Origin of the sequence: Paenibacillus sp. FSL R5-0475 (assembly GCF_038004585.1) — a bacterium.
Taxonomy (GTDB): Bacteria; Bacillota; Bacilli; order Paenibacillales; family Paenibacillaceae; genus Paenibacillus_AQ.
The window spans coordinates 2,149,569-2,166,098 of sequence record NZ_JBBORK010000001.1; the positions used below are offsets into that span (position 1 = coordinate 2,149,569).

Here is a 16,530-nt window from a genome sequence, read left to right on the forward strand (position 1 = left end):
CAGCGGCAATGAATATTGCCGCTGGTAATCAATCAGCACTTGTATATTTTACTCTTCAACGATCTCTTGTTTATCTAGTGCGGCATCAAGCAATTGATTGTATACATCGTCATCATTTTCAAGTAGCGCGTCAGTTTCTAAGAACTGCTCTTCACTTCCAGGCTCACCAGCAAAGCTTAGGCTGTAATCCCATTCCGTTCCTCTTGTACTGAAAAAAGTGATCTCATATGGAGCCTTATGGTTTTCGAGAGTAAATATCGTCCTCCCTACATAGCTTTTATCCTCTTTACGGCTCATTTCAGCACTTACGATCTCTAAATTCATCCGTTAATCTTCCTTCCATTCATCAAATCATTTCCCCTCTCAGTATAGCATTGAAATGAATGTAATTCCTCAATTTACACTGTAAATTCCATGTAATTGACTTTTTTCATCCGGCGGTTAATAATTTAGTACAATACTTGTAAAGTACCAAACTATTAGTAATTGGAGGAAATATCGATGACTGATTTCGAGGCAAAGCTTAGTAAATATGCAGATTTAGCTGTGCAAATTGGGGTTAACGTTCAACCAGGGCAAATTCTGGTGGTGAATGCACCGATTCTTGCAGCTGATTTCGTTCGTATGATTACCGCCAAGGCATATGCGATTGGAGCAAGCTTGGTGAAGGTGAACTGGAGTGATGCAAGCATTACACGCCAGCAGTTTGAACATGCTGCACCAGAAGTGTTCACTGAGCCTCCTACTTGGTACGCAGGTGAAATGACCGAACTCGCCGAGAAGGGTGCAGCTATTCTTAACGTGATCGCGGAAGATCCTGATGCACTTAAAGGTATTGATCCTGTACGCATTTCAAATTATCAAAAAGTACGGGGAGCCGCACTCACCAAATATCGTGAAATGCAAATGTCCGACAAAGTTAGCTGGAGTATTGTTGCCGTACCTTGTCAGGCTTGGGCGGATAAAGTATTCCCGAATGTTCCAGCTGAAGAACGTGTAAATAAACTTTGGGAAGCTATTTTCCACACCGTACGTCTTGATCGTGAAGATCCGGTAGCTGCATGGCAAGAACATCTCGACACCTTAGATCAAAAAGCAAATGTACTCAACGCAAAAAAATATAAGAAGCTGCATTACATAGCACCTGGTACGGACCTAAGCATTGAACTTCCAGAAGGCCATATTTGGGCACAAGGAGACAGTATTAATGCTAAGGGTCATTCTTTTGTAGCCAATATGCCTACCGAGGAAGTATTTACCGCTCCTCTAAAGACTGGTGTAAATGGCACCGTACGAAGCACCAAACCTCTTAGCCATGGCGGCAACATTATCGATGGATTCTCTATTACTTTTGAGAACGGACGAATTGTTAGTGTTAGTGCAGAGCAAGGACAAGAAGCACTAGAGCACCTCATTAGTATGGATGAAGGAGCAAAATACCTAGGTGAAGTTGCATTAGTTCCACATAAGTCCCCTATCTCAGAGTCCAATATTCTTTATTACAATACCTTGTTTGATGAGAATGCATCCAATCATCTAGCTATAGGTATGGCTTATGCTTTCTGTTTAGAAGGCGGTAAAGATATGACTCCTGATGAACTGATTGCACATGGATTGAATAATAGCGTTACCCATGTGGATTTCATGATCGGTTCAGCGGAAATGAACATTTATGGTATATCTGCTGATGGAACCGAAGAACCTGTATTCCTGAATGGAAACTGGGCGTTCTAATTATTGCAAATATGAAATAAAAGACTAGAGATATTGGGAGGAGTTGAAACTATGTTAGATTTCAAGCAAAAACTGGAGAACTATGCGTTGCTGGCAGTGAAGATTGGGGTTAATATCCAACCTGGGCAGACCCTTGTTGTAAATGCCGACATCGTTTCGGCAGAACTAGTGCGTCTTGTCGTACGCAAAGCCTATGAAGCGGGTGCGAAGCTCGTCAAGGTTAATTATAGCGACGAGGTTGTTACACGTACACGTTATGACCTCGCTCCATCCGATTCCTTTTTGGAACCGCCACAATGGCAAGCAGATGAATTAGAAGATCTGGCTAAAAAAGGTGCAGCATTTCTATCGATAACTTCAACGAATCCAGATCTGTTGAACGGTGTTGAATCAGGAAGAATTGCAGATAATCAGCGGATCTCTGGACAGACATTAGCTCCATATCGTGAGTTGTTAATGGGGAATCACGTAAGTTGGAGTATTGTAGCATTCCCATCAGCATCGTGGGCGGCAAAGGTATTCCCTGAAGCATCACCTGATCAGCAGATTGATTTGCTATGGGATGCTATCTTTAAAGCTACACGTGCGGATCAGGCTGATCCTATTCAAGCATGGAGTCAACATTTAGATGGTCTAAAAGCACGTTGTACTGCTTTGAATGATAATAAGTTCCGTAAGCTGCACTATACAGGACATGGAACCGATTTGACGATTGAACTACCAGAAGGCCATATCTGGTGTCAAGCCGGAGCTGTCAATGGCAAAGGTGTCCCTTTCCTAGCCAATATCCCTACAGAAGAAGTATTTACTGCCCCACTGAAGTCTGGTGTGAATGGTAAGGTAAGCAGCACTAAGCCGCTTAGCTATGGGGGTAATCTTATTGACAATTTCACCCTCACCTTTGAGAACGGCAAAGTAACGGATTTCACCGCTGAAAAAGGTTCAGAAACGCTAGCTTCCCTTATCGCGTTAGATGAAGGCTCTGCTTATCTTGGAGAAGTCGCTTTGGTGCCTTTCCACTCCCCCATATCCGAGAGCGGAATTCTATATTACACCACATTATATGATGAGAATGCCTCCTGCCATTTGGCGTTAGGTGCAGCATATGCCTTTACCCTTCAAGAGGGTACAACAATGACCAAAGAACAATTGCAGGAAAAAGGAATGAACCAAAGCCATACACATGTTGATTTTATGATGGGTTCACCTGAAATGAGCATTGATGGTATTAAGGATGATGGAACAACCGTACCGATCTTCCGTGATGGAGATTGGGCTTAATTTCTTCGCTTAAATTATTGAATAAATAAAATGCCAAACAACCTGCTTGGTTCCTCTTCCGAGGACAAAAGCAGGTTGTTTTTTATTGCAAATTAGATATCCAGAAAATAAATAGTCCAAATTTGAATAAAAGTTCAATATTTGTTCACACTATTGTTGATTTCCGTTCACAAATATGTCACAATACAGTTAAGGATCTAATTTCCAAGGAGGGGATTATCATGTTGAGAGACCCAATATCCAATGAAATTGACAGCGTTGAAGAAGAACAGCTCGAAATTCAAGCACCGGTGGATTCAAGAATTGTTGCATCTAATGCAATCAAATATACCGCCTATGTTATGCTGTTTTTCGGATTCTTGTATTTCCTGATTGCTTACTTGGCACCTATGTTGGAACAATAATGTGATGGATATGATTTTATTAGAAAACGCTTACGGTTAATCACTCTCATGGGAGTAGTGATTAACCGTTTTTATTTCCATGAGAATGCTTTGTTCGTCCAGGCTATTGCTGTAGGCGACCATATACCATTCATTTTGGAATGTAGCCAAGCTATTGCCTCTTCTCTATCGCCTTCAAATGAGGAAAGACCGTTATCTTCCATCCAGTGGCTTACAGTCTCAAACGAGGTACTGCTCCAGCCATTTTTCTCACCTTCTGCATTTTGGCGTTCTTTTACACCTGAAATAACGATGTCCAGCGATGCCTGAAGCTCCGTAACCGCATTATCAAAAGCCGTCTTCTTTTCTTTAGCCTTCATATCAGCTTCAATACGAAGTATACGCGTATCAATCCCTTGATGTTCACGGATAATTTGCAGTAAAGTCACTGCTTCTCTGCTGGCCAATCCGTCATTATAACGTTCTTCTATAGATTTAGTACTACCTACAGCTGCCACAAATGCTGGAAACCACTCCCTAGAGACCAAGATAGCTTTCTTCTTAACAAATTTACCGTATCCAGCCAGGCCTTCACCAGGAAACCTTACACGCCATGACCATGGATCTAGCTCTGAACCCGTATGCCAATTCTCCGCTTTCGTTAATCCATTTAAAGATGGGTGCTCAGGAATCAGAGTGGCAAGCGGCAAAATCCCAATCTTGGTAACGATTTCTGCAGTTTTCTCAAAGGTGATAACACTTTCCTCTTCATATTCCTTATACATCACAACATCATCTCCTATGTACTCCATTATTTAGACTTCATATTTCCGATCCCAGCAATATAAGTACTGATGAGCCGAGATAGGCTTACATTCGTATCAAGCGCCATTCCAAAACCGCCCTTTTGTTCCAAAGAGGCAAAGCCATGCAGTATGCTTCGTAACCCGCGTACTGCATGAATTTCTCCTTCATCACCCAATTGATAATCCTTCATCACATGAATGATAAGCTTCAAAATATGATCACTTGCCGTTTCCAGCTCCGTATTTGCCTGTTCAGGGGCTCGCAACGTTGTCTCGTATAATCCAGGCCTGCTTCTAGCAAAGTCCACATACGCTCGCCCCATCGCCTGTACAGCAGCGTCTCCACTAAAGCCTTTAGCTGCGTTGTTCATTGCATTGGAAAGTTCCCCTAGTCCATAAATTGCAAGTTGTGTGCGCAATTCCTGTAGCCCGTTAATGTGATTATATAAAGACGGAGAACGAACACCTAATTTGTTAGCCAATGCGGCTAAGGTTACGGCCTCTATCCCTTCATGATCGGCGATTTCTGCTGCTGCAATAACTAGCGTACGACGATCTAATCCTGCTCTAGGTGACATTTTAATTACTCCTATCTTGAATCATTTGTGCTTTGTGTATAGCTTTCTCCATCGTTTGCACTGGGTTTCTAAGTAAGTCTCCATGTCCAGTAGCCAGTATAGTCGGGGAAGCCTCTAGAAGCTTAATCGCACTTTTTAATGCTTGATCTTTACTCCAGGTTGCCATAGCAGGAAACGGAAACCAAGGAATTACGGTTCCTGAAACTGCGGTTCCCCGGAAGGTTTGAAAAGCATCTCCAACGATAACAGCGCCGCTTCGTGTATCCATGAAAGACATAGATCCAGGAGTATGACCAGGAGTTAAAATTGCTGTTAATGAACCAATGGTATCCCCATCATAGAGCAATACATCTGGTCTCGTTGCTACCTTCTTGGGTACGCCTCCCTTTATAGGGGTCTGAGGTTCTCCCTCACGAAGGGAACGATCTCCACTAAGCAATGCTGCATCCCTTTCTGAAATGTACACCTGAGCCTCTGGAAGCTGTCTCTTTAGCTCATCCAGTGCACCTATATGATCGTCATGAGCATGCGTCAATATAATACGAGTGATCTTTTTATCAAGCTTCGCTGCGGTATCTATAATTCCTTTTACACTGAACGGCATTGCCGCATCTATCAAAGTCAACTCATTCTCTTCCTCAATGATGTAACAATTCACAGGAAACACTCTTGGCATCCAAGTTAGCTGTAATAAATGACCTTCACGCGTTACTCTCATCATTACCCCTCCATAAAACTAATGATATTAGCTTAAATATAAACTAATCATATTAGTTTTACAAGAGTGAATTATTAGTTTTCTTATCCATCTAGACTTTTGTCCGCATTTTTATTAGATCTTTTAATAATGAACCACTGAATCCATGTTATCCCAACGAAAAATATAACGGAACCCACAAGGGTGCTCATGATACTTTTAGCAATATCCAACTCCCCGGCTTCTCTAAAATCAGATAGGAACATTAAAGCGGCCCATATTAACGTACTGACAGCTCCCCCAATTAAATTGATTTTCTTATACCGTCTTACATCGCCTTCGCCTTCTTTACTCGGTAGCAGATATATTCCATTTTTGACGGAACGAACAGTTATATACAAACACCCTGCCATCACAATCACAAACGTATCAAACCAATACTTAATGTCCCATTGCAGAATAAACACTTTTACCAAAAGACTAACCATAAAGCCCACGAACACAATCATAAAACCATGCGTACTAAACTTCTGAATTTCGCTGATAATCCGCTCATCCTTAATCCTTGTCCTGCTCACCCTTATTCCTCCCAAAAAATATCGTTTAAAGATCGATCCAATGCCTTGCAGATAGCTATGCACAACTTAAGCGTTGGGTTATAGTTCCCGGCTTCAATCAGACCAATCGTCTGTCTTGTAACCCCTACAACTTCCGCTAACTGTTCTTGGGAAAGATCTTTTTGTATACGAGCCAGTTTCATCTTGATGTTCTTGTTCTCCCCCACGCTTTTCCCTCCTTATTTAAATTCATTCACTTAACCAAATTGTAATCAATATCATTCATTATGTACATTATATATTGCTATAAACATTTATCGCGATATTCCTATCAACCATACGACATTATGAGCTTAAACTTACAACAAAAAAGCACCCCTTCGGATGCTTCGGATATATATTCTTTTAATATTCATTATTCAAATACCGTAAAACCTTCTGCTTATTCCACTACATCGTTCTCTGGATAGCTATCAATGATCTTCAATAGTTCAGAAGCATCCGTTCGTGGACGGCTGTCTGGCACAGTCTCCGGGTATCCGGCATGGATCATAGCTATGATCTTCTCTCCAGGCTTCACACCAATTTTGTTACGGAATTCAGGATTATTGATATAAGGATCGGTCTTCCAAATCGTTCCCACGCCTTGCTCCCAAGCTGCTAGCTGGAAGTTCTGCACAAGTGCTGACGCTGCTGCAAAATCCTCATCCCACTCTCTCTGCCGAGGATCCTCAGGCATCACCACAATTAACGTTAATGGAATATTTGAGATATATTCTTTTCGCTTAGCAGCCACTTCAGGATCAGAAAAAGCACGTTTCACGAAAGCAAATGCCGCTTCAGCCAAGAACTTTGTACCATCACCTTGAAAAGCAATAAATCTCCATGGCTCACGCACCCCATGATTGGGCGCCCATACCGCTACATTTAACAACTCCTCTAATAGACCTTGTGGCAGTGGATCTTTTTTAAAAAGCTTAATAGAGCGTCTTTCTCTTATTACTTCAGCTACGCTATTCTTTTGAGTCGGTTGAGTTTGTGTCATGAGATCCACTCCCTATAGTAATAATGATAATCATTATCATTAATGATACAGTATCTATCTGCCATTTGCAAATAATAGAAACAAAAAACACCGTTCCCTAAGGAACGATGTTGAAAGGCTTCAGCCGAAACGACCCATGATATATTCTTGTGTCATTTGATTCTCTGGATTAGTAAAAACCTTATCCGTCTTATCGTATTCTATAAGGGATCCCAGATAGAAGTAAGCTGTATAATCAGAAATCCGTGCAGCTTGCTGCATGTTGTGCGTCACAATTACAATACGAAGCTCTTCTTTTAACTCCTTGATGAGCTCCTCTACTTTACCAGTGGAAACCGGATCTAGTGCGGATGCTGGTTCGTCCAAGAGTAGAATTTGTGGGTTAACTGACAACGCTCTTGCAATACAAAGGCGCTGCTGTTGTCCACCGGACAAAGCTAATGCTGAATCTTTTAAACGGTCCTTCACTTCATCCCACAATGCTGCTTTACGAAGGCTGCTCTCTACAATCTCATCGAGTGCTTTTTTTCCTTTTACCCCATGGTACTTCGGTCCAAAGGCGATGTTATCATAAATGGATTTATAGAACGGATTGGGCTTTTGCCAAACCATACCGATCTTCTGACGCAGTTTGATAACGTCTGTGCCAGGAGCATTAATATCAACGCCATCAATCCAGATGCTTCCTTTGGTTGTTGATCCGGAGATTTCGTCATTCATACGGTTCAGTGAACGAAGAAAGGTTGATTTACCGCAGCCGGATGGGCCGATCAGTGCAGTAACCGTATTTTCAGCAAAAGGAAGACTAATCCCCTTTACAGCCTCATATGTTCCATAAAAAATACTCAGGTCCTCGGTTTGAAAAGATTCACGCACTGCTGTTGCCGACGTTCCCATCGATTACTCCTCCTACATCTCTACTTTAGTTTTTAGGAATTAGTTCATTCTTTTTGAAGCTGTAAGCTTACGATAAATAAATCTACCGAAATAACGTGCTGCCAAGTTGAAGATCAACACCATAATTACAAGTACTGCTGAAGCTCCCGCAGCAATTTGCGCGGCATCAGGAGCAAGGCCTTCACTATTTACCTTCCAGATATGAACAGCCAGTGTTTCAGCTGGACGGAAAGGATTCAGTGGTGAGTTCGGACTAAGTGGATTCCAGTTAGTGAAATCTAGTCTTGGGCTACTCATTCCTGCAGTGAACATCAACGCGGCTGCTTCCCCAAAGACACGGCCAGCGGACAAAATAGTACCGGTAATAATCGTTGGTAATGCTACTGGGAATAACACGGAGGTTACGATTTTCCACTTGGACAATCCTAGTGCAAAACCAGCCTCTTTTTGTTGCTTCGGAACACTACGGAAAGCTTGCTCAGTAATCCGAACCATCAGCGGTAGATTAAAGACCGTCAATGCCAGTGCTCCAGAGATTAATGAAAAGCCAAGATTGAAATAGTTAACAATCAGCAATAGACCAAACAAGCCGACTACGATTGAAGGGAACGAAGATAATACCTCAACAATTAAGCGAATAAAGCCGGTGATTTTTCCCGGACGAGCATATTCAGCCATGTAAATACCGGCACCCAGTCCTAGAGGTACTGTAATTATTAGCGTGAGTACCAAAAGGAATAAGGAGTTGAATAGCTGAGGGCCAATTCCTCCACCTGCTCGAATTTTTTGCGGTGCAGAGAATAGAAAATCCCAACTAATGTGACTAAGACCTCGAAAGAGGATATATCCTAATAGACCAACCAGAATAGCTACGATGAGCAATGCGAAAAACACAATAAGGCTTGTGGCAATTTTATTTACGGTTCTCGGCTTCAAATTTTATTTCTCCTTTCAAGCAGTCTCACAAAGAAGACAAATACAAAGGTCATCAACATAAGAACCAGTGCCATACTCCACAGAGCATTATTGTGCGCAGAGCCCATGGTTGTGTTCCCCATTCCAAGTGTGATTACACTCGTCAGGGTAGAAGCTGATTCAAAGAGTGATTTTGGTACGAATGGCGCATTCCCGATAACCATCTGTACAGCAAGGGCTTCACCGAATGCACGTGCCATCCCCAGTACAATACCAGTCATAATAGCAGGAAACGTTGTCGGAATAATCACTCGAGAGATCGTCTGCCACCGGGTGGCACCAAGCGCATAGGAGGATTCCTTTAAATTTTGCGGCAATGAAGCCAGCGCGTCTGCAGCCACGCTTGTAATCGTCGGAAGAATCATGACCGAGAGCACAAGCGCGCCTGCAGCTACCCCGATGCCTTGACCAGGCAGGTTGTTGCGTAGAAACGGTACAATAACACTTAATCCGATGAAACCATAAACAACTGAAGGGATACCTGCCAACAGCTCGATTACGGGCTGAAGCAATTTTTTGCCCCATCCTGGGACAATCTCAGTCATGAACAGCGCAGCGCAAAGGCTAAGTGGACTAGCAATCAATGCTGCAAGTAGAGTAACTAAGAAGGATCCAGTAATAAACGGAAAAGCACCAAAGGATGGCGTATCTGCTTCAGGTGACCACTTTGTTCCGAATAGAAAATCAGTAACGCTAACATCACCGCTTGTGAAAGTTGAAATACCTTTAGACGCCACAAAATATACCATCGATACAATGATTGTTATCAATAGCAGTACACAGAAGGACATATATGTACGTCCCACAAAATCTTCAATATGATGTTTCTCGATGCGTGAGTTCTTTAGTTTCACCCTTAATTGCTCCCTCTTTCTAAAGTGAAAAGAGAGGCAGATGTATCCGCCTCTAATCACTTGAGATTCTAATCCTTACAAATTACTTAGAAGTGAATTACTTAGCTGTAACATTTCCTGCAACGTCACGAGTAACTTGCATTTTTACTGCTGGAATGTATCCAAGCTCAACGACTTCACCTGTTTGTACTTCGTCTGTCAAGAAAAAGTCAAGGAATGCTTTTACTGTTTCATTTGGTTCGCCGTTTGTGTACATGTGCTCGTAAGCCCATACTGGATATTTACCAGAAATAACATTGTCTACAGATGCTTCTACACCATCAAGGCTAAGTGTTTTGATTGAGTCATCAAGGTATGAAAGAGCCAGATAACCGATAGCCCCTGGAGTTTCTCCGATCATTTTCTTAACAGTACCGGAGGAATCTTCTTGAATCGATCCTGGGATATCTTCAGTTTTAGTTCCAAGTGCAAAGCTTTCAAAGGTTGCACGAGTACCGGAGCTGCCTGGACGGTTGATGATTTGGATTTTTTGATCCGCTCCGCCAACTTCTTTAAAGTTTGTAACTTTTCCTGTAAAAATATCGATAAGCTGTTGCTTAGTCAAGCTGTCTACTCCAGCATCCGGATGGGTTACTGCTGCGATCGCTACTACTGCTACTTGATGATCTACAAGAGCTGCTGCTTTTTCTGCATCTGCATCTTTTAGTTTTTCTTCTGCGAATACGTCAGAGTTACCGATATCTACTTGTTTCTCAGCTACTTGAGTAAGACCAGTACCACTGCCGCCGCCTTGAACCTGAATGTCCACACCAGCATTTTTATCCATGAAATTCTCGGCTACTAGCTCAACCAATGGTTGTAGTGCTGTTGAACCTGAAGCTAGAATCGAACCACTTATTTTAGCGCCGCTACCTTCATTTGTAGCTGCAGCGTTTCCTCCCGTGTTGTTTGCCCCACCATTACCGCAAGCTGAAAGTGCTAGTACGCTTGTTAAAGCCAAAGTCATAACCCAAGATTTTTTGAATTGCATTGTTTTGTCTCCTCCTAAATGTTTTGTTAGCACGGCTTCCTCATACAGTTCATACGGAACTGGCTTCGCAAGCTTTAACATGGTGTTGTGGAGCTTTGGCCCCCATATGCTTGTTTACTGTAAAAGTGCATTGTACGCATATGTTATTGTTGTTGTCCGGAGCTTCTTAGCCCCTCTGACTCTTCTTATTCTAGAGCTCGTTCGTTAGAGAAACTTCTTAACTTTGTAAAGCCAACGATAAAAATACCAATAGAAACTATATATATGTATAGATTTAATCTATAATGGAGATATAATTTGTTATCCAACTTATCATTGTACGGAGGAAAGTCATGAATATTATGAAGTTAAAGATCGTTATCCTACTTGAAAAATATAAGAAAGTAACCGATGTAGCTGCTGAATTAGGCCTTAAACAACCCACAGTATCTTTTCATATGAAGAATCTAGAGAATGAATTTGGAACGCCTTTATTCCAATATCGAAGTGGAAGAGTACTGCTCACAGATGCGGGTCGGGCCCTTTATCAATATGCGCTCAAGATTGTCTCACTTACAGCTGAAGCTGAACGTACTGTTAAACAGTTTTCTTCACCAACACAAGGTACTTTAAAGCTGGAAGCAAGTTATATACCTGCAACTTATATTTTACCTAAAGCGCTAATCCAATTCATGAAACAATATCCTGGGATTAATAATTCAATGTCGATCCAAAGTGATATTTTGTTAAAGGAACGACTCCGAAGCCGAGAAATTCAAATGGCTATTTTACACACTTCTGATTGGCATGATGAATCCTTTAACTTTCAGCTGGTTGTCCGCGACGAGCCTGTGCTCATTTTTGCCCCTGGTCACCCTTTTGCAACTATAGAGAAGTTAACACCAGAACAGATCGCGCTTGAGCCTTGGATTCAGTATGAGGGTGGTTCTTGTTTACGGGGATTTGCGGATCAATGGGCAGAAATAAATCATATTCGCTTGTGGAACCGATCCGAGTTGAATTCACCTGAAACTCTAAAGATGTTAGTTAGCGAGGGAGATGGCGTAGGTATTTGTTCTAGAGTTAGCATTGAAGCAGAACTTGCGTTAGGTCGTCTTTGTTATGCTCCTCTACCGGGAGTTTTGCCTGAGAGCGGTGGTTTTGTACTGGCTTGGCGAAAAGATCATATATTAACACCGTTGCAGCAATCTTTTGCCGATATATTAAACAACAACTAATAGGTCCTTCTATTTTATAAAAGGGAGCACCCAAAGCCAAAATGGTTTTGAGCGCTCTTATTTGCTTATTCTATAAAGGGAAACATTAACTTTTCATTCTCACTTGTGTACATATTTTCCTTCGTAATGAATTCGGAGCCTGTATCCATAACAGGAGCTACTTTGTGACCTGAAACGACTTCAAGTGCGGTTTTCACAGCCAAGTACCCCATAGTAAAAGGTTTTTGAATCACCGTTCCCAGCATCGTTTCGTTCTCCAGCAACTGAACCTCACTACTGGAATTGTCGAACCCAACCAGCTTCACTTTTGATTTTAAGCCCATATCCATAATTGCCAGTCCCGCACCTAATGTAGAGGGCTCATTTAAGCCAATGATTCCCTTTAGTTGTGGCTGATTCTTTAGAAGATCAACAGTTAATTGATATGCCTTCTTCGAAGATCCGTTACTGTAAAGAGTATCCTGCACAAGATTAACTCCATTCTGAGATAAAGCATCCCGAACCCCTTTCTCCCTTTCGATAGCTGTAGCGGAGCCTTGTACAAAATTCATAATGGCGACTTGATCGTCGCTTTGAATATTTTCAATCAACTTCTGCGCTGCTTTACGGCCTGCTTCATAATTATCTGTAGCTATAAAACTCTCCGATACACCGCCGTTCAGTCCCGAATCCACCGTAATAAGAGTGATACCAGCCGCCTTAATCTGCTCTGCAACCGGAACGAGACGATAATAGTCGGTAGCAGCCAAAATAATGGCATCAGGCTTCTCCTCAATCGCCTGTTCCAGTAATTGAATCTGCTTATCTACATCTAGCTCGGTATCTGTTCCTACCGTATGGACATCTGCACCGAATTCCTTGGCAGCAGTCGCCACCCCTTGTTTCATTACCTCCCAGAATTCAATACTGGTATCGATAGTCTTAGGAACGTAGATAATGGTTCTGACCTTTGGATCAAGATCGTTCATAAACATACGATAACCTACACACCCGAGCGCTACAATGAAGAATAACAGTAGAGCAGACAAGCCTATTTTCGACCATAGTGAGCTCATGGATTCTCCTCCTCATAGAGCGCAGGAATTCTTAAAGTGACCGTCGTCCCTTCTTCCATTTCACTCGTAAAAGACAACCCGTAATGGTCCCCGAAATATAGCTGAATGCGATGGTTCACATTTGCGACGCCAACCCCACTGCCAATCCTGTAATCTGCCTTTTGAAGCAATAACTTGTTCATCTGCTCTGGATTCATACCAACACCATTATCAATAACCTGAATGGTAATATCGTTTTGCTCTCTTTTACCTCTAATCAGGATGTGCCCTTGCTCAGGATTATGCTTTATCCCATGATAAATCGCATTTTCAACTAAGGGTTGAAGGACCAATTTTAATATACTGCATTCAAGAATGTCTTCATCCACTTCGATCGAATATGTGAATTTATGGCGATAGCGCATATTCTGAATCGTTAGATAGTGTCGAATATGTTCTAATTCTCTTGCGATCGGAATCAATTCCTCGCCCTCACCAATCGTAGAACGCAGCAGCTTCGATAATGATGAGGTCATTTCGACCACCTCCTCCATCTTACCGGTCTCTGCCATCCAGATGATCGAGTCTAGCGTATTGTACAAAAAGTGGGGCTTAATCTGTGCTTGTAATGCCTTCAACTCACTCACACGCTTCATCTCTTGCTCCATCACAATCTGGCTCATTAACTCTTTAATCTTCATGATCATCAGATTAAATGTTCGGGCAAGCTTGCCAATTTCGTTCGTGCTCTCAATTTCCACACGAATGTCGAACTCTCCGCGTTCAGCCTTTTTCATGTTTATTTCAAGATTCTTGAGTGGCTTAGTTAGTGCGTACGAAAGAAGCACAGATATAGCCATGGCAAAGATGAGACTTACTGCTCCCCACAAGGCAGCTGTACCTTGCATCTGCTGTTTGTTAGCAACCAGATCATCTGGATAGGTCACCCCCACAATCTTCCAACCAAAGCTGGTTGTATCCACCGTGTACAGCTTCTGCTCGTTCCCTGTGTTCACTGTAACCGACCCGCTTTTAATCCCAAGAACGGTTTCCAATTGCTCAAACTTAAGCTGCGAGTAGATCAGCTGCTGTTGAGGATGATAGACTAGGCTCCCTGACGGATCTACGATGAATACATAGCCGCGTTTTCCCAGTTCGATTTGTTTGCACAAATTGTTAATAACGCTGTAATTAAGATCTACAAGTAGCACACCTTGTCGATCTGCTTCCATTTCTGAAAAGGTATCTGATAGCTTTCTACTGATCGACACTACCCAACGATATTCATCCTGAAATAAGTGCTGCACATGTGAAGAGGAGACAGCGACTCCCGTCTGGTTCAAAGCTTGCTGATACCACTCTTGAGCAATCAACTCAGGAAGCGGTTTCAAAACCGCGTCCAGTCGATCTGAAACCGTTATACCCTCCGAGCCTGCATACACTATAGAAGAAATGTCGGTGCGGGATTGGACGACAGATCGAAGATATTGGCTGGCTAACTGCTTATCTTTGACTTTCCCTTCTTGTCCCGAACTCGAACCTTCTACATATCTCTCAAGATCACTACTAGTTAATACCAAAGCAGCAATACTCTCCATGTTACTAATATAATTCTCGATGTTCAGTTTTACTTGTTCTATTAATTGTGAAGTATAGGCTACGGAATTCCCCATGACGGCAGCTGAGGAGAGTCGGTATGAAGTATAGCTCAGAACTATAGTTGTGCAGAGAATAAGAAGGGAAAAAGAAATAGCGATATTATTATGAATACTTCGACTTCGGAAGAAGCGATGAGGTTTCATAGAAGGAGATTCTCCTTCTGTCGCTGTCGATATTCCTTCGGTGTGATCCCAACATTACGTTTGAAAATCACACTAAAGTACTGAGGATCAGCATAGCCAACTCTAGCAGCGATGTCATAAGTCTTCAACTGTGTGACGGTAAGGAGCTCTTTAGCTTTTTCCAAACGGAGACGAGTCAAATACTCAATAAAAGTCTCTCCAGTATGCTGTTTAAAAGTCGCACTGAAATAACTGATGCTCATAAAAATATGGCTGCAGAGCTCATTAAGTGAAAAGCTGTCATTACAATAATTCTCCCGAATATAAGCTTCTGCTGCTTTCATCTGAGAGGTTCTGACGGTTGTTCTTTGTTCCGATAGCTTGAGTATCAACTCATGGCAAGTTCTCTCCAAATAATTCCTAGCTTCATCTAAAGTCTTAAGGGCTGCAACCTCAGCAAACATATTATGCGAAACAAGCTCTGTATTTGGGAATCCGATATCGACCACATAGTTCATTAGAGAAACGAGCATTTGGTAGATGCTACTGCGGCAGTCTTCTATAGAAGAGCTATTGCTCTTTAGCTCCTGAAACCATTTTGAGAGGACCTCTGAGATCGCTGATGCTTTACCTGTCTTCAACGCGGATATGAATTGCTTTTCCCATGAAGAGAAATGTGCTTGATCCAATCCTTTGCCGAACTCAAGATCCTGTATGGAGATAACCTTATCTATGCCTAAAAGATATCGATATTCTATGGATGAAATCGCTTCCTGGAATGATTGTGGAATTTGCTGTAAATCAACGTATTTTCTACCGATGCCGATGGTAGCCGTCAGCTTCAAATACTTGTTCAGGCTGGTTTGTACTTGATCTGCAAGAAGTTGTGTTGTGACTTCGATCTCTTCGGAATCCCCTGATAATATCGCAGCGAATTTCCCATCTCTCGTCTGAAATACGACACCGCCCTGCTCCTTCTCAAGTTGCTCCTGCACAATGTTAAAAGCTGCAAAGCGCAGCAGCTCAGCATCAGAAGCAATATCCAGGCTACGATTGTCCATTTCTATATCGATTACGAGTGCAAGGTTAGCCTCACCCCGCAGCTGTATATGAAAATAATTCATTTTATTCTCGATCTCGTCGTTTTTCATACGAGTAGTAACAAGCTTCTCCAGAAAACGTTCGCGAAGCAAAGGAAAGCTCTGATTTAATTGCATACGAAGCTTAGCGATATTGGACTTTTGTAAATGCTCTTCATCCAAACCCTGCTTCATCTTGCTTAGATATTCGGCAAACTCACGAGCATTAATTGGTTTTAACAAATATTCCGTCACCTTCAAGGTTATAGCCTGTTTAGCGTATTCGAAGTCTTCATAACCAGTTACGATAATGACCTTCATGTCCCGGTATCGTTCCATTACAGCTTTAGCCAATCCTAGTCCATCCATAAAGGGCATGCAAATATCTGTAATAATCACATCCGGTCGATACTGCTCGACTGCATCAAGGGCATCTCTGCCGTTATCGAAATCTCCAACAAGTTCAAAACCATGATTATTCCATGCTATCTTCTGTTTAATCCCCTCACGAACCTCGTCTTCATCATCAACTAGAATAATCTTATACATCCAACACCTCCTCAGCTATTGACTCATCGAGTA

The 16,530-nt window shown here is 42.2% G+C and carries 18 protein-coding genes; 4 read left to right on the top strand and 14 right to left on the bottom strand.

The annotated features are described in order from the left end of the window. Nucleotides 1-48 precede the first annotated feature (48 nt). Nucleotides 49-324 carry a hypothetical protein gene (locus tag MKX41_RS09310; protein ID WP_042188584.1) on the bottom strand — a complete coding sequence of 92 codons (276 nt, stop codon included), beginning with the start codon at nt 322-324 and terminating at the stop codon, nt 49-51. Nucleotides 325-501: 177 nt separating this feature from the next. Between MKX41_RS09310 and MKX41_RS09315 the strand changes: the two genes are divergently transcribed. The 3 genes from MKX41_RS09315 to MKX41_RS09325 all read left to right on the top strand — a co-directional run bounded on the left by MKX41_RS09315 (nt 502) and on the right by MKX41_RS09325 (nt 3,419). Further along, nucleotides 502-1,734 carry an aminopeptidase gene (locus MKX41_RS09315; RefSeq protein ID WP_042188585.1) on the top strand — a complete coding sequence of 411 codons (1,233 nt, stop codon included), beginning with the start codon at nt 502-504 and terminating at the stop codon, nt 1,732-1,734. 51 nt (nt 1,735-1,785) lie between these two features. After that, nucleotides 1,786-3,015, top strand: coding sequence for an aminopeptidase (locus MKX41_RS09320; protein ID WP_076283619.1), 1,230 nt, complete (start codon nt 1,786-1,788; stop codon nt 3,013-3,015). Between the two features lie 221 nt (nt 3,016-3,236). Beyond that, entirely contained in the window at nt 3,237-3,419 is a 183-nt protein-coding gene (locus MKX41_RS09325; protein ID WP_042128123.1) for a hypothetical protein, read from the top strand. 71 nt (nt 3,420-3,490) lie between these two features. Here the strand turns inward: MKX41_RS09325 and MKX41_RS09330 are convergent, their stop codons facing one another. The 10 genes from MKX41_RS09330 to MKX41_RS09375 form a co-directional block, all read right to left on the bottom strand. Beyond that, the gene (locus MKX41_RS09330; RefSeq protein WP_340969843.1) at nt 3,491-4,183 is read right to left on the bottom strand and encodes an AlkZ-related protein; all 693 of its coding nucleotides are present in this window, start codon (nt 4,181-4,183) and stop codon (nt 3,491-3,493) included. 26 nt (nt 4,184-4,209) lie between these two features. Beyond that, the gene (locus MKX41_RS09335; RefSeq protein WP_076298706.1) at nt 4,210-4,782 is read right to left on the bottom strand and encodes a TetR/AcrR family transcriptional regulator; all 573 of its coding nucleotides are present in this window, start codon (nt 4,780-4,782) and stop codon (nt 4,210-4,212) included. A gap of 1 nt (nt 4,783) precedes the next feature. Further along, complete coding sequence (locus tag MKX41_RS09340) at nt 4,784-5,500, bottom strand: MBL fold metallo-hydrolase (protein WP_076298707.1); 717 nt, start codon at nt 5,498-5,500, stop codon at nt 4,784-4,786. A gap of 83 nt (nt 5,501-5,583) precedes the next feature. After that, nucleotides 5,584-6,057: a DUF6773 family protein gene (locus tag MKX41_RS09345; RefSeq protein ID WP_076298708.1), complete on the bottom strand. Its 474-nt coding sequence runs from the start codon at nt 6,055-6,057 to the stop codon at nt 5,584-5,586. A 2-nt stretch (nt 6,058-6,059) separates the two neighbouring features. Further along, nucleotides 6,060-6,239, bottom strand: coding sequence for a helix-turn-helix transcriptional regulator (locus MKX41_RS09350; protein WP_042132222.1), 180 nt, complete (start codon nt 6,237-6,239; stop codon nt 6,060-6,062). 239 nt (nt 6,240-6,478) lie between these two features. After that, entirely contained in the window at nt 6,479-7,081 is a 603-nt protein-coding gene (locus MKX41_RS09355; protein WP_076283615.1) for a nitroreductase family protein, read from the bottom strand. Nucleotides 7,082-7,201: 120 nt separating this feature from the next. Further along, on the bottom strand, nt 7,202-7,978 hold the full coding sequence (gene pstB, locus MKX41_RS09360) for a phosphate ABC transporter ATP-binding protein PstB (RefSeq protein WP_042188599.1): 777 nt from the start codon (nt 7,976-7,978) through the stop codon (nt 7,202-7,204). A 39-nt stretch (nt 7,979-8,017) separates the two neighbouring features. Then, nucleotides 8,018-8,914, bottom strand: coding sequence for a phosphate ABC transporter permease PstA (pstA, locus tag MKX41_RS09365; protein WP_042128135.1), 897 nt, complete (start codon nt 8,912-8,914; stop codon nt 8,018-8,020). Further along, nucleotides 8,911-9,807, bottom strand: a complete 897-nt coding sequence (pstC, locus tag MKX41_RS09370) for a phosphate ABC transporter permease subunit PstC (protein ID WP_076298709.1) — start codon at nt 9,805-9,807, stop codon at nt 8,911-8,913. Before pstC ends, pstA begins: the two co-directional genes overlap by 4 nt. A gap of 97 nt (nt 9,808-9,904) precedes the next feature. Continuing rightward, complete coding sequence (locus MKX41_RS09375; protein ID WP_042132223.1) at nt 9,905-10,837, bottom strand: phosphate ABC transporter substrate-binding protein; 933 nt, start codon at nt 10,835-10,837, stop codon at nt 9,905-9,907. Nucleotides 10,838-11,169: 332 nt separating this feature from the next. Between MKX41_RS09375 and MKX41_RS09380 the strand changes: the two genes are divergently transcribed. Further along, on the top strand, nt 11,170-12,054 hold the full coding sequence (locus MKX41_RS09380) for a LysR family transcriptional regulator (protein WP_076283614.1): 885 nt from the start codon (nt 11,170-11,172) through the stop codon (nt 12,052-12,054). Nucleotides 12,055-12,119: 65 nt separating this feature from the next. Here MKX41_RS09380 and MKX41_RS09385 read toward each other — a convergent pair whose 3' ends face one another. Genes MKX41_RS09385 through MKX41_RS09395 form a run of 3 tightly spaced genes read right to left on the bottom strand, consistent with a single transcriptional unit; the run spans nt 12,120 to nt 16,497 of the window. Then, on the bottom strand, nt 12,120-13,109 hold the full coding sequence (locus MKX41_RS09385; protein ID WP_076298710.1) for a substrate-binding domain-containing protein: 990 nt from the start codon (nt 13,107-13,109) through the stop codon (nt 12,120-12,122). Next, on the bottom strand, nt 13,106-14,890 hold the full coding sequence (locus MKX41_RS09390) for a cache domain-containing sensor histidine kinase (RefSeq protein WP_340969854.1): 1,785 nt from the start codon (nt 14,888-14,890) through the stop codon (nt 13,106-13,108). The genes MKX41_RS09385 and MKX41_RS09390 overlap by 4 nt, the downstream gene beginning before the upstream one ends. After that, nucleotides 14,887-16,497 carry a response regulator gene (locus MKX41_RS09395; protein ID WP_076298712.1) on the bottom strand — a complete coding sequence of 537 codons (1,611 nt, stop codon included), beginning with the start codon at nt 16,495-16,497 and terminating at the stop codon, nt 14,887-14,889. Before MKX41_RS09395 ends, MKX41_RS09390 begins: the two co-directional genes overlap by 4 nt. Nucleotides 16,498-16,530: the final 33 nt, after the last annotated feature.

Excerpts from the sequence above, each read along its gene's own strand:
- MKX41_RS09325 (WP_042128123.1), top strand. The coding sequence starts at position 3,237 with ATGTTGAGAGACCCAATATCCAATGAAATTGACAGCGTTGAAGAAGAA.
- MKX41_RS09310 (WP_042188584.1), bottom strand. The coding sequence starts at position 324 with ATGAATTTAGAGATCGTAAGTGCTGAAATGAGCCGTAAAGAGGATAAA.
- MKX41_RS09340 (WP_076298707.1), bottom strand. The coding sequence starts at position 5,500 with ATGAGAGTAACGCGTGAAGGTCATTTATTACAGCTAACTTGGATGCCA.
- MKX41_RS09390 (WP_340969854.1), bottom strand. The coding sequence starts at position 14,890 with ATGAAACCTCATCGCTTCTTCCGAAGTCGAAGTATTCATAATAATATC.
- MKX41_RS09395 (WP_076298712.1), bottom strand. The coding sequence starts at position 16,497 with ATGTATAAGATTATTCTAGTTGATGATGAAGACGAGGTTCGTGAGGGG.
- MKX41_RS09355 (WP_076283615.1), bottom strand. The coding sequence starts at position 7,081 with ATGACACAAACTCAACCGACTCAAAAGAATAGCGTAGCTGAAGTAATA.
- MKX41_RS09375 (WP_042132223.1), bottom strand. The coding sequence starts at position 10,837 with ATGCAATTCAAAAAATCTTGGGTTATGACTTTGGCTTTAACAAGCGTA.
- MKX41_RS09315 (WP_042188585.1), top strand. The coding sequence starts at position 502 with ATGACTGATTTCGAGGCAAAGCTTAGTAAATATGCAGATTTAGCTGTG.
- MKX41_RS09385 (WP_076298710.1), bottom strand. The coding sequence starts at position 13,109 with ATGAGCTCACTATGGTCGAAAATAGGCTTGTCTGCTCTACTGTTATTC.
- MKX41_RS09320 (WP_076283619.1), top strand. The coding sequence starts at position 1,786 with ATGTTAGATTTCAAGCAAAAACTGGAGAACTATGCGTTGCTGGCAGTG.
- MKX41_RS09380 (WP_076283614.1), top strand. The coding sequence starts at position 11,170 with ATGAATATTATGAAGTTAAAGATCGTTATCCTACTTGAAAAATATAAG.
- pstB (WP_042188599.1), bottom strand. The coding sequence starts at position 7,978 with ATGGGAACGTCGGCAACAGCAGTGCGTGAATCTTTTCAAACCGAGGAC.
- MKX41_RS09335 (WP_076298706.1), bottom strand. The coding sequence starts at position 4,782 with ATGTCACCTAGAGCAGGATTAGATCGTCGTACGCTAGTTATTGCAGCA.
- MKX41_RS09330 (WP_340969843.1), bottom strand. The coding sequence starts at position 4,183 with ATGTATAAGGAATATGAAGAGGAAAGTGTTATCACCTTTGAGAAAACT.
- MKX41_RS09350 (WP_042132222.1), bottom strand. The coding sequence starts at position 6,239 with ATGAAACTGGCTCGTATACAAAAAGATCTTTCCCAAGAACAGTTAGCG.